Here is a 13,784-nt window from a genome sequence, read left to right as displayed (position 1 = left end):
TATCTGGTGAAGGTGTTCAACAAGGGTTATTAAAACTTTTAGAAGGCACAACGGTTAATGTTCCGCCTAAGGGAGGAAGAAAACATCCTGATCAAAAGTTCATTGAAGTCAATACCGAGAATATTCTATTCATTGCCGGTGGAGCTTTTGATGGTATAGAACGCGCCATTACCAAAAGGTTAAACATGCAAGCCGTTGGATACAGCGCATCAAAATCCGACAGTACTTTAGACGATGACAATTTATTACAATATATCATCCCAAAAGATTTAAAGGATTTTGGACTTATTCCTGAAATAATTGGTAGACTACCGGTTCTTACACATATGAATCCGTTAGACAAGAAAACGTTAAGAGCAATTCTAACCGAGCCAAAAAATGCAATCATTAAACAGTATGAAAAACTGTTTGCTATGGATGATATTACTTTTAGTATTACCGACCAAGCATTGGATTATATTGTAGAAAAAGCTATTGAATATAAGCTTGGAGCTAGAGGCTTGCGTTCTTTATGCGAGGCTATTTTCACCGATGCGATGTTTGAAATGCCTAGTTCAGGTGAAACCAACTTTAAGGTAACAAAACCATATGCCGAAGAAATGTTATCTCATGATACCATTAAAAAATTAAAGGCCGTTTCATAAGTACCAAAATATATAAAACAAAAAAGCGAAGATTTTCATCTTCGCTTTTTTCATGCATTATATTCTTTTATAAGATAATTATACCACCTTTTTTTTAACCTGTGGTGCAATCTGTGTTACCTCTTGCAATAAGTCCATACAGACTTTTTTAATGATTTTCTCATCGGTATAAAGTGTATGCCCATATCCTGGCAATACTTCCATTTCAACACCAAGTTTATCACCCCATTCTTCGCTAGGTCTAAACTCGTCATTGGCACCGTATACCAACTGAAAAGGAATATTTGGCCTATCGTTCATTTTTCTAATTCTAGTTGGAGAAACACCATATAAAGATTTAACAGGCAAACCTTTTTTTGCAGCTTCCCAAACTATGGTAGCACCTGTACTAAAAGCTAAATAGTAGCAAGGCTCCGTTTCTTTCTTTAACAAATGAGACACAGCAGTGTCCGTACCACCTTCAATAAAGGCATTATGTACATTTTCTTCTGTTTGGATCAAAATATCCAAATTTGCCAATTGTTGGCTATCATAAAAAGTAATATCAAAATACTGTTGTAGATACCCTAAATAAGACGTAATCCACAATCCTTTTTTAGCGCCCCACATATCTGAAACGATCACTAATTTTTCTGCCATAATAATAGTATTTATAGTATTGGTTAAGTTTTGCTTCAGCAAGTTGTATTAATTATCCTACCAATCCCTATTTAATTGTCTACAGGTTAATATTATCGATGTAGTTCCTAATTTTAAGATTTATAAAAAAATGAAACATCAATGTTTAACTGAAAACAAAGTTTACATTAACATCAGCTAATTTAGAGCAAGTGTTGCCAAAAAATAAAATTTTGTTGTGATTGGACTAATATTTAGTGTGTATAGAGCAAATTACTTGTTCATGAGCAAAAGCTCATCTAAATAATCCCTTTTATTAGACAATCTGGGTATCTTATGCTGCCCGCCAAGTTTGTCATTCTTCTTCAACCAATCATAAAAAAGATTTTTTCTGGCTTCATGAATTATGGGAGCATTCAAAGTAATATTATGAAGTCTCTTTGCTTCATAATCAGAATTAAGAGATTTTAATGCATTATCAAAAATCTCAACAAACGCTTTAAAATTTTCAGGTAGTTTTCTAAATTCCATGATCCACTCATGTGCACCTTTTTCTTTATTGACCATAAAAACCGGTCCGGCGGTGTAGTCCATTATTTCTGCGCCGGTTTTTGCACATGCTATTTTTAAAGCTTCTTCGGCATTTTCAATTATAAGCTCTTCGCCAAATACATTAATATGATGTTTTGTTCTACCGGTAACTTTAATACGATACGGGCTTTTTGAAGTAAAACGTACCGTATCCCCTATTTTATATCGCCACAGACCAGAATTGGTCGTTATAACAATGGCATAGTTTTTACCAAGTTCAATATCCCATAACGGTATAGCTTCTTCATTTAATTCCCCATATATGTTCATAGGTATAAACTCATAAAAAATACCGTAATCTAACATCAGCAGTAAATCGTCTGCACCATTTCTATCCTGAATGGCAAAAAAACCTTCAGAGGCATTATAAATTTCGTAATATCTAAAATTGCTTTTAGGAAGTATTTTTTTGTACTGCTCTTTGTATGGGTTAAAATTTACACCACCGTGAAAATAAACTTCAAGGTTTTCCCACACCTGAAATAAATTATCCTTACCTGTTTCCTCTAGCACTTTATTCATAAGCACTAACATCCATGATGGCACACCGGCCAAACTAGTTACGTTTTCATGAACACTTTCATGAATAATGGCCAAAAGCTTACTTTCCCAATCGCTCATTAACGACACCTTGTTACTAGGCGTACTGCTATACTCGGCCCATAAGGGCATGTTATCTATTAGTATGGCAGATAAATCCCCAAACAAAGAACCATTATCCTCGTATAACTCTTTACTACCACCTAAACGAAGGCTTTTACCAGTGAACAATTGTGAATTTTCATTGTTATTTAAATAAAGGCATAAAAGATCTTTACTAGATTTATAGTGACAATCTTCCAAAGCCTCTGCGCTCACCGGTATAAACTTACTTTTAGCATTGGTTGTTCCACTACTCTTGGCAAACAATTTAACTTTGGTTGGCCAAAACAAATTCTGTTCCCCTCTCCGGGTACGTTCAATTATAGGCTGAACTTCCTCGTAAGAAACAATAGGCAATCTTTCTTTAAACTGATTATAAGATTCAATAGATTCAAAATCATAGGTTCTACCCACCTCGGTATCTTCTGCAAATTCTAACAATTGCAACAAAACCTCTTCTTGGACTTCTTCGGGATATTTTAAAAAAAGTTCAATCTGGTGAAATCGCTTTTTAAGCAACCAAGAGGCAATAGAATTAAATAGGGTAATTGGCATTTATAGGTATCTTTGTCTTGCTAAAAGTAGCGTATCTAATTATCATTTTCAAATTGACAAATCAATAAGCTAAATTAACATGCAATACGAAGGAGTACTAAGAAAAATGCAGACCGAAATAGGAAGTCCAATTCAATATTATATGCTTTTTGAGTCCGATTTCCTAAACGTGAACCAAGTACTTGACAAATCCCTGAAAATAGAATTTATAAAACACCAATGCCTTAACTGCGGTAACGACAGACCTATATATAGACAAGGCTTTTGTAGAACATGTTTTTTTGAAATACCATCTGCAGGCGACTGGATCATGCGACCAGAGCTGAGCAAAGCCCATTTAGATCAAGAAGATAGAGATCTAGCTTATGAGAAAAAGGTACAACTACAGCCTCACATTGTTTATTTAGCCAATTCTAGTAATGTTAAGGTTGGTGTCACCAGAAAAGCACAAGTACCTACCAGATGGATCGACCAAGGTGCGCACGAAGCTATTGAAATCGTAGAGGTACCTAATCGTTATTTGGCAGGAATTACCGAAGTTGCCCTAAAAGACCATGTTGGAGACAAAACAAACTGGCGAACCATGCTTACCAATAATGTCGTGGACGAAAATCTACAAGAATGGCGAGAAAAACTAAAACAATACATACCAGAGGAAGCATTGCCGTATTACCTAGAAACCAACAAAGAGACTGAATTAGAATTTCCTGTGTTGCAATACCCAACAAAAGTTAAAAGCCTTAACCTTACTAAAACCCCTACCTTTGAAGGCAAATTAAAAGGTATAAAAGGTCAGTATTTAATTTTTGAAGATAATACTGTATTCAACGTTAGGGGTAGCGAGGGCTACTATGTTGGCTTAACCATTAGTTAGTACTATCTTTTTTCTTATTTCCGAATAGGCCTCCTAAAATATCCTTAGCTTTTTCCTTCACCGCTTCTTTCTCAATTTTAGCAGGGGTAGAATCTTTCTTAACGGTTGTTGCTGTATCTTTTTTTGTAGCTAAAATTCCGCCTAGAATATCTTTTGCGCTTGTTTTGGTCGAAGACGTTTCACCGCTTACAGAATCTTGTGCAGCCTTATTTCCGGAAATTAGACCACCAATAAGATCTTTAGCCTTATCAGTACCTTTATTTATTAACTTTTGCTTTTCAATCTCTATTAATTTACTCGTAAGCGCCTTTACACCTGATGTTAGATCGGTTGTAACAGTTGGGCTGTTATACGCCCCGCCAATACTAGCAACAACGGGAATAGTTAGATCGGTTAAAGTAGCATCATCAATTTTAGCTATAAGTTTGGTAACATCAGACCCAAGATACTTTGCCGGCACCTGTAAAGATGCTTTATAATTCAATTTTTGATCAAAAGAATGGTTACCATCTACATTAATAGTAATATCCTTATAATTCAATGTAAACGGCTTCACCGCAACTACACCATCTTTAAAAGACAATGATGTTTTAATATCTTTTAAATTCAACTGATTTACATCTATAAAATTCAATTTAGAAACAAGAGTGTTTAATACCGGCGCAGATTCAGTATTTACTTTTTCTGTCATGATATCGGCAAATAAATCGCCACTCAGGGACAGTAGGTTCGGCAAAAGATCATCTGTCAAATTACCTGATAAAGAAATATCCGAGGTTAATTTTCCATTCAACATTTGAGCTATGGGAGCTATTGCTTTAAAAAGATCTACAGAAGCAAAAGTTTCTTGAATACCCAATTGATTTAGATCTAGCTTCATGTTAAAAGTAGGAGTTTCCGTTTTAGTAGACACTTGTCCGTTAAATCCAATTTTCCCACCAAACATTCCGGCAGACATATTACTTAGTGTTGCCGTTTCATCTTTAATTTTTAAAACACCGGTTACATCGCTTAAGACGATATTATCATATATCACTTTTTTAGCATCTGCATTGATTGTAGCGTCCAAGAATGAAGGGATTTTAATTTTTTCTTCTTCAACCGTATTTCCTCCAGTTGATTCATTTTCACCTTTAGAAGATGTTGTCTCTGTCTCGGCAACCATAAAATCGCTTAAAGCAAAAGTATTAGACTTCAAGTTGAAATTACCTTCTACATTTTCATCATTGAACATGAAACCTAAAAGGTTGTTTATAGTTCCTGTTGCATCAAAATCCGTTGTACCTGTAGTACCATTCAGATTGTTTAAGGTAACTGTTTTAGGGTTAAAGGTTAAACGTGCCGCCTTAAACTTTACCGGATTTGCAAGTTCGTCTGAGTTATATTCAAAATCTGTTAAGCTCAAATCTCCTGTAGTACTCGTTTTCTCATATTGCTCGTTTTCTACCGAAGCCATATCAAAAGCAGTTGTAATATCAGCCTTCAACATTCCTTTTAGATTATATTCAGCTGGTACCGGATATGCTTTTGAGATATTGGCCAAGTTCATATTTCCATCCATATGTGCCTTAACCTTTGTATTACCCATAAGCTCGGTAATATTAGAAGTAAGGTTAAACTTATCTTCATCTATCATGAACGATGCTTTGTTGATATTAACGTAAGTGTCTTCAACAATTCCTGTTTTATTATCTATCTGAACATCAAAAAACACATTTTTAACCGCTTTAGGTAAATCTGGATATTTAAAAGATGCATTATCAGATTTAAGTTCTATGTGAAATTTAGGAATATGGGTTTCATCCACCACTCCGTTAAAATTACCATTTACAGCAAAATCACCTGTTGTGGTTACATTTTCAATATTCTTAGAATAAATTTCTGGTATTACACCTAAGAAATTTTTAAAATCGGATGACGGAGTTTTAAAAGTTAAATCAACTTCTTGGCTGGTATCGTTCAACTTAACAAAACCATCAAACACCAATGGTAATTGATTGATCAAGGCCTCATTCTTTAAAAATGAATACTTGTTCTCATTTAAATCTATACCAATAAGTGCATCTAACTTGATCTTATTCTTGTTTAAGTAATTAACACTATCCATTTCCAAAGAAATAAGAGCGTTGGTATGCGTATCCAATTCAGAAGTTGCCAATGACAGGTCTCCTGTACCATTATGTTGAAAATCATCCAATTTAAAAGCTATACCTGTAGAATTATCGGTATAATAAATTCTTGAATTGGTGATTTCATAAGACTGTAGATCAAAAGAAAAACCATCTGTAGAAGTAGGTTCTTCAGCGGTTGTTGTAGTTTCAGAAGCAATGGCAATATCATAGTTTGCATTCTCCTCTTTATCGACTACAATATTGACCAGAGCCCCCTCTAAATTGATATCATTAATAGCAATAGCATCGCCAGTACTTTTAAACAACTGCATTATCCCCATGGTCAAATCCAAATTGTTTGCCTTGAACAAGGTGTCACCTTCAAATGGTGCCTTATTAATTAACACCACATCTTTGAAATTCACTTCTGCATTTGGAAAGCTTTTGACCAAACTTAAGTTTGCCTCAGAAAAATCCAAAGTTGCATTTACATTATTATTCACATTATTTTTAATAATGTCTCCAATTTTAGCCTCTAAGAAAAAAGGTGCCGCTATCAATACAATTAAAATTAGCAATAGAAATACACCTAGAATCTTCAATATTTTCTTACCCATAGTATAATTTTATACTGTTTAGTTTACTGTTCTTATTCTAATACGTCTAAATCCAATTCTTCATTTGGCTTTAGATTAAAACGTTTTCTCATTATATATACGAAGAAATAGAGAAAAGGGGTGTCTATAAATGCTATAAAAATCTTAAAAATAAATCCGCTCACTACAAGTCCGAAAAAAAGATTCCAAGGCAATACTTTAAACACACATAATAATGCCACAACGGTAAACGTATCTAGAAATTGTGACAGGAAAGTTGAAAAATTATTACGCAGCCATAAATACTTTCCTTTTGTCAATTTTTTCCAAAAATGATAAATGGCAACATCTACATATTGCGCCAACAAATACGCGATCATAGAAGCCAAGACCGCTATTGGCGATAAAGCAAAAACCTGTGTAAATGTAGTATCATCTATAGGCGACGATGGTATAGCGGGGGCAACCTCAGCTACCAATATTATACCCATGGAAAAGAATGAAGCAAAGATACCTGCCGTAACAATTTGGTTAGCCATTTTTCTACCGTAAATTTCAGATATGAGGTCTGTAATCAAAAATGTAATCGGGTAAGGCAAAATACCAACGGATATTTCAAAAAGTGACACACCAAAAACAGTGAAATCCCCGAAGGGATTCCAATAAAAAAATTTTTGAAAAATCAGGTTGGAGACTACTAGGGAAGTAATAAACAAAGCCCCTAAATACAGATAAATACGGTGTGCTAATTTTCTATCCTTTAAGGTCATATACTTATTTAATATCTAAAGCAAACGGCATTCTTGCCTGAACCCCACTTTGCTTTTTAAAAGATTGCAATTCCTTAAGTACTTGATAAGCCTCTTCCCCTATTTCATCTTTTAAAAGGTTCTCTTTTATTTTTACGCTTGCACCTTCCAAATCTTCCATAAAACGTTCAAAGCCACTTTTATATTTAGGAAATTTTTTAACTCCGTAAGTATCTATTTCTGCCATTTCTGCCGCTGCAGATATAGCATCGTCCAAATTACCCAATTCATCTACTAATCCAATTTCCAGAGCCTCGGTACCGCTCCACACCCTGCCTTGTGCCACACTATCCACCTGTGCCATTGTCATACCTCTACCTTGCGACACTCTTTGCAAAAATGTTTCATAGGTTTCCTCAATACTTTCTTGAACTTGATTTTTAAAACTTTCTTGCATTGGTTCAAAAAGGGAATATTCTACAGCATTTTTGTTGGTGCCAACCTGTTCAGCGTTTATACCAACATTGTCTGCCAACTCAGTTAAATTGGGCACTGTACCAAATACACCAATAGACCCTGTTATTGTAGTAGGTTCGGCGAAAATTTTATTAGCTCCCGCAGCAATATAATATCCTCCAGATGCTGCAACATTACCCATGGAAACTATTACCGGTTTCACTTTTTTAGCCAATTCCACCTCTCGCCAAATAATATCGGAAGTCAAAGCGCTACCCCCAGGTGAATTCACCCGCAACACTATAGCCTTTACCTTGTCATCTTCACGCGCTTTAATCAAAGCCTCATTAATTATACCTTGGCCAATGATATTTGGGCCACCTTCACCATAAAATATTTCTCCCTGCGCAAAAACTACGGCTATTTTATCATCACCAGATTTCAAAGTCTTTTTATTGGAATACTTTACATAATCATCTAAAGAACTATAGTTAATCTTATCATCCTTCTTTAGTTCCAGCGCATTCGCCAATTTATTTTCATATTGATCATAAAATACTACATCATCTACCAACCCGGATAACTTTGCAAAGTTAGGCGTTCTACCACCTAAAGTATCTGCTATAACGTTCAGGTCAGATTCAGAAATAGAACGTGTTTCTGAAATATCGGTCACCATTGAATTCCAAAGTGACTGCAACAAAGCGGTCAATTGACTCCTATTTGCCTCACTCATATTATTCTCCAAATAGGGCTCAACGGCACTTTTGTATTTTCCATGGCGTATAACTTCCATCTTAACGCCAGATTTTTCTTGAAGTTCTTTGTAATAAAGCACCTCAGTGGAAAGTCCTTTGAAATCTAAAACTCCTACCGGGTTTATAAAAACAGAATCTGCGACACTGGCCAAATAATAATCTCTTTGCATAAAGAAATCTGCGTATGCGTATATAAACTTACCCTCCGCTTTGAAATCCTCTAAAGAACGTCTAATTGCCTGAGTCTGTGCCAAACCGGCGATAATAAAGTTATTATTGATACTGATTCCTTTTATGCGGTCGTCATTTTTAGCCACCTCAATAGCATGGATAATTTCATCTAAACCTTGTGATTCTTCAAAAATACCCGCAAACGGATCAAGCTCATTGCTACCGGTATAATCAGATATTGGTCTTTGTAACTGTAACTCAAGAATAGAATTGTCTTTTACCGCAACAGCATCTTCACTACTGCTTACAAGACTTACAAATATTAAAAACATTACGAACAAAATACCAAAAGCAAATAGAGAACCTAAAATAGATGCTAGAAAATTTCTTAAAAACTTCATTTAAATCTTTCTTTTAAATAGTTAACAAAGATAACTAATGTGAATATGTTTTAGTTATTTTGTTCTAACATTATGGGAGTATACAAAACAGCACTTTTATCAATAGGAAGTAATTTGGGTAACCGCCAATTATTATTACAAAAGGCCATTTTTGAAATTGGCAAGGTTGCGGGTGAGGTAAGACAAGTATCTGCCACCTATGAAACCCCTTCTTGGGGTTTTGAAGGCGAAGATTTTTTCAATGCTTGTTTAGAACTACAGACCTTACTTACACCAGAAGAACTACTTGTTAAGTTATTAGCCATTGAAACAGCTTTTGGAAGGGAAAGAAAAAACAGCGACGCGTACGAGAGTAGAACTTTGGATATTGATATTATATATTATGAAAAAGAGGTTATAAATACCGAAACGCTTACGATACCGCACCCAAAAATGCAAGAGAGAAAATTTATTTTAAAACCTCTTGCCGATATTTCACCCCAGTTTTACCATCCTATCTTTAATAAAGACACCCGCAATTTATTACAAGAATGTAAAGACAAAAGCACCATTACCAAACAAGTTCCCAGGCTTTTTAAAAATAGACATACGTTTTTTGCCAGTTTACAATATGTAGCTATAGAAGGTAATATTGGTGCTGGAAAAACAACCTTGGCCACAAAAATTGCTGAGGATTTCAATGCAAAATTAATTCTAGAACGATTTGCCGAAAACCCTTTTTTACCTAATTTTTATATTGACCAATCCAGATATGCCTTTCCATTAGAAATGTCATTTTTAGCAGACCGCTATCAGCAATTCACAGAAGATACCAATCAATTAGATCTTTTTAAAAGTTTTATGGTAAGTGATTATGACATTTATAAATCCCTAATATTTGCCAAGGTCACCCTACAACAAAACGAGTTTGACCTATATAGAAAAGTGTTCAACTTCATGTACAAAGAAGTTAAAAAACCTAAAATTTACGTTTATCTGTATCAAACTACAGAACGACTATTACAGCAAATTAAGCAAAGAGGAAGAGATTACGAACAGAATATTGAACTTACCTATTTAGAAAAAATCAACCGGGGCTATTTTGACTTTTTACGCACCTACCCTAAAGAAAACCAACTAATTATAGACGTTAGCGCCTTAGATTTCGTAAGTAGCAGCAATGATTATGAAACGGTTTTAACCAAGATTGAAGACTTCGCCCTGACCAATTTATATCAATAATAAATTACCGGATTTCTTGCGTAAATGAAAAGAAAATCTTTTATTGTGGAGGCATACGTGCAACTAACTAACTCAAACTATACTAAAAAACCTGGTCGTAGACCAGGTTTTTTTATGCGTTAATTTTACTCCAGCAATCCCAAACTACGATACCCACACTAACCGAAATATTTAAGGAATGCTTAGTCCCAAATTGAGGTATTTCCAATACTTCGTTACTTGCCGTAACCACATTTTGAGCAACACCTTTAACCTCGTTTCCAAAAACTAGGACCTGCTTCTTTTCTTTTGCAGGAGCATAATCATTCAATTGAGTTGCATTCTCCGCTTGTTCTACAGAAATTACATGACATCCTTCATTTTTAAGCCTTGCAACCAATTCTATTGTATCTGGAACGTATTCCCAATCTACACTATCGGTTGCGCCTAAGGCGGTTTTATGAATATCCTTATGGGGAGGAGTAGCCGTTATACCGCATAAATATATTTTTTCAACAAGAAAAGCATCGGCCGTTCTAAAAACCGAACCAATATTATTTAAACTTCTTATATTATCAAGTACAATTATAATAGGTGATTTTCCTGCGCTTTTATATGCTTCAACATCTATTCTACCCAGTTCATCATTTCGTAATTTCCTCATAGTCCCAATTCAATTTCATTAGCACAATATGATCGTAAACTTATCCTCAAATATCAACAATAATTAAAATTTCAGGGATAAAACCATATTTTCGTGAAGGTGCAAAATTAATGAGATAAAGATAAAGTGGCGGAAAAAAGCAAAACAAAAAAGGTAACCCCTTTAATGAAGCAATATAACACCATCAAGACCAAATATCCTGATGCCCTATTGCTTTTTAGAGTAGGTGATTTTTATGAAACTTTTGGTGAAGATGCAGTGAAGGCTTCACGTATTCTTGGTATTATACTGACCAATAGAAATAATGGTGGAGAACGAACAGAATTGGCCGGATTTCCCCACCATTCATTGAACACATATTTACCCAAATTGGTTAAAGCGGGGCAACGCGTTGCTATCTGCGACCAATTAGAAGACCCTAAACAGACCAAAACCATTGTAAAGAGAGGAGTTACGGAATTGGTTACACCTGGGGTAGCCATGAACGATGACATCTTAAACTCAAAGACCAATAATTTTCTTTGTGCTATTCATTTTGGAAGGAAAAAAATAGGGATTTCATTCGTTGATATTTCTACAGGTGAATTTTTAACTTCTGAAGGCAGCGAAGAACAAATTGATAAATTATTACAAAATTTTTCACCTAATGAGGTATTGATATCAAAAGCCCATAAGAAAGAGTTTTTAGATGTTTTCGGTAAAAACCACCATCTCTTTTATTTAGAAGATTGGGTTTTCCAAGAAGATTATGCCTTGGAAAATCTTACCTCACACTTTAACACCAACACCTTAAAAGGTTTTGGCGTTGACCATCTAACCTGTGGGATTATAGCATCTGGGGTCGTTTTACACTATTTAGGAGAAACACAGCACAGACAATTACAGCATATATCAAAATTACAACGTATTGCTGAAGATGATTATATATGGATGGATAGGTTTACCATTAAGAACCTTGAACTCTATCATTCCACCAATGTAAACGCGGTGACGCTTTTAGATGTTATTGATAAAACGATATCACCCATGGGTGGGCGAATGATAAAAAGATGGCTTGCACTACCTCTTAAGAACCTGCAAAAAATTACCCGGCGACAGGAAATTGTTTCTTACTTACACCAAAATGAGGTGACATTAGAAAAATTTCAGCACCATATTAAGCAGATGGGCGATATAGAGCGATTGATCTCTAAGGTAGCTACAGGAAAAGTAAACCCTAAAGAAGTGGTTCAATTAAAGAATTCGCTCGAAGCTTTAATACCTATCAAACAATTGGCTACTTCATCTGAAAACGAATCTTTGGCACTTACAGGGGATCAAATACAATCCTGCGACTTGTTAAGGGCTAAAATCAAACAAATGCTTAGCGAAGAGGCACCTGTAAACATTTTAAAAGGTAGCACTATAGCCCAAGGATTTTCAGAAGAGCTAGACGAACTAAGAGGTTTAGCCACATCTGGAAAGAACTATTTAAATAATATGTTGGAAAGGGAAACAGCTGCAACCGGCATTACATCCCTAAAAATAGCGTCCAACAATGTTTTTGGATATTACATAGAAGTAAGAAATACCCATAAGGACAAGGTTCCCGAAAATTGGACGCGTAAGCAAACTTTGGTCAATGCAGAACGCTACATTACCGAAGAACTAAAAGAATATGAAGCAAAAATTTTAGGTGCTGAAGACCGTATTCTAACCTTGGAACAGCAGCTTTTCTCTCAATTGGTTGTGTGGATGCAAGAATACATTACCCCCGTACAGAACAATGCACACCTGGTTGCACAGTTAGACTGTCTTTGCGGATTTGCCCAATTGGCAAAAGAGAATGCCTATAACTGCCCTACATTGAACGACTCTACTGATTTAATGATTACCGAAGGAAGACACCCTGTCATTGAAAAACAATTACCATTAGGAGAACAGTACATTGCAAACGATTTACAGTTAGACAGATCCAATCAACAGTTCATAATGATCACCGGTCCCAATATGAGTGGTAAATCTGCATTACTAAGGCAAACGGCATTAATAGTGCTATTGGCACAAATGGGAAGTTTTGTTCCTGCGGAAACGGCTAAAATTGGCGTCGTTGATAAAATATTTACCCGTGTAGGAGCCAGCGACAACATTTCAATGGGCGAATCTACTTTTATGGTCGAAATGAACGAAACCGCCTCTATTCTTAACAACCTCTCTGAGCGTAGCTTGGTACTGTTAGATGAAATAGGTCGTGGTACCAGTACCTATGATGGTATTTCTATTGCCTGGGCCATATCCGAATATTTACATGAGCACCCAGCAAGGGCAAAAACCATGTTCGCCACCCATTATCACGAGCTAAATGAAATGACCAATACCTTTGGCCGTATTAAAAATTTCAATGTAGCCATCAAAGAACTAAAAGACAACGTTCTCTTCTTAAGAAAATTAATCCCCGGAGGTAGTGAACATAGTTTCGGTATTCATGTGGCTAAAATGGCCGGTATGCCACAACAAGTAATTCAAAAAGCCAACAAGATTCTAAAAAAATTAGAAAACAAACATGTAAGTGGTGAGGTTACGGATAAGCTTATAAGCGATTCTGACGAAATGCAACTTAGTTTTTTCAATTTGGACGATCCGTTATTGGAAGAAATAAAGGATGAAATAACCCATTTGGACATAGATACGCTCACACCCGTAGAAGCATTAATGAAATTAAATGAGATTAAACGTCTGTTAACCAAGGACAAAAAGGCGACATCATAAAATATT

The 13,784-nt window shown here is 35.4% G+C and carries 10 protein-coding genes; 4 read left to right on the top strand and 6 right to left on the bottom strand.

Annotated features, from left to right (window positions below):
* The coding region (locus B2Z27_RS05810; protein ID WP_286812908.1) for an AAA family ATPase at positions 1–644 on the top strand (644 nt) is incomplete at its 5' end.
* Positions 645–722: 78 nt separating this feature from the next.
* On the opposite strand, the gene B2Z27_RS05805 is transcribed toward B2Z27_RS05810, so the two are convergent.
* Both B2Z27_RS05805 and B2Z27_RS05800 read right to left on the bottom strand, forming a co-directional pair.
* Positions 723–1,283: a hypothetical protein gene (locus B2Z27_RS05805; protein ID WP_099189719.1), complete on the bottom strand. Its 561-nt coding sequence runs from the start codon at positions 1,281–1,283 to the stop codon at positions 723–725.
* A gap of 252 nt (positions 1,284–1,535) precedes the next feature.
* The gene (locus B2Z27_RS05800; RefSeq protein WP_058103899.1) at positions 1,536–3,050 is read right to left on the bottom strand and encodes a GH3 auxin-responsive promoter family protein; all 1,515 of its coding nucleotides are present in this window, start codon (positions 3,048–3,050) and stop codon (positions 1,536–1,538) included.
* A 79-nt stretch (positions 3,051–3,129) separates the two neighbouring features.
* Here B2Z27_RS05800 and B2Z27_RS05795 point away from each other — a divergent pair, with 79 nt between their 5' ends.
* On the top strand, positions 3,130–3,924 hold the full coding sequence (locus B2Z27_RS05795) for a DUF2797 domain-containing protein (protein ID WP_286812907.1): 795 nt from the start codon (positions 3,130–3,132) through the stop codon (positions 3,922–3,924).
* Here the strand turns inward: B2Z27_RS05795 and B2Z27_RS05790 are convergent.
* From B2Z27_RS05790 to sppA, 3 genes are read right to left on the bottom strand one after another with little or no spacing between them, the layout of a single operon-like run.
* On the bottom strand, positions 3,917–6,652 hold the full coding sequence (locus tag B2Z27_RS05790) for an AsmA-like C-terminal region-containing protein (protein WP_286812906.1): 2,736 nt from the start codon (positions 6,650–6,652) through the stop codon (positions 3,917–3,919). The genes B2Z27_RS05795 and B2Z27_RS05790 overlap by 8 nt on opposite strands.
* Positions 6,653–6,684: 32 nt before the next feature.
* Complete coding sequence (locus B2Z27_RS05785; protein WP_074672073.1) at positions 6,685–7,401, bottom strand: queuosine precursor transporter; 717 nt, start codon at positions 7,399–7,401, stop codon at positions 6,685–6,687.
* A gap of 4 nt (positions 7,402–7,405) precedes the next feature.
* Positions 7,406–9,166, bottom strand: coding sequence for a signal peptide peptidase SppA (gene sppA / locus B2Z27_RS05780; protein WP_058103903.1), 1,761 nt, complete (start codon positions 9,164–9,166; stop codon positions 7,406–7,408).
* Positions 9,167–9,238: 72 nt separating this feature from the next.
* Here sppA and folK point away from each other — a divergent pair, with 72 nt between their 5' ends.
* Positions 9,239–10,387: a 2-amino-4-hydroxy-6-hydroxymethyldihydropteridine diphosphokinase gene (gene folK, locus B2Z27_RS05775; RefSeq protein ID WP_210708733.1), complete on the top strand. Its 1,149-nt coding sequence runs from the start codon at positions 9,239–9,241 to the stop codon at positions 10,385–10,387.
* A gap of 112 nt (positions 10,388–10,499) precedes the next feature.
* Here the strand turns inward: folK and B2Z27_RS05770 are convergent, their stop codons facing one another.
* Positions 10,500–11,030: an RNA methyltransferase gene (locus B2Z27_RS05770; protein ID WP_286812905.1), complete on the bottom strand. Its 531-nt coding sequence runs from the start codon at positions 11,028–11,030 to the stop codon at positions 10,500–10,502.
* A 165-nt stretch (positions 11,031–11,195) separates the two neighbouring features.
* Between B2Z27_RS05770 and mutS the strand changes: the two genes are divergently transcribed.
* On the top strand, positions 11,196–13,778 hold the full coding sequence (mutS, locus tag B2Z27_RS05765) for a DNA mismatch repair protein MutS (RefSeq protein ID WP_286812904.1): 2,583 nt from the start codon (positions 11,196–11,198) through the stop codon (positions 13,776–13,778).
* Positions 13,779–13,784: the final 6 nt, after the last annotated feature.

The organism is Maribacter sp. UBA3344 (assembly GCF_002362375.1).
Taxonomy (GTDB): Bacteria; Bacteroidota; Bacteroidia; order Flavobacteriales; family Flavobacteriaceae; genus Maribacter; species Maribacter dokdonensis.
This window is presented reverse-complemented; position numbering and strand designations above follow the sequence as displayed.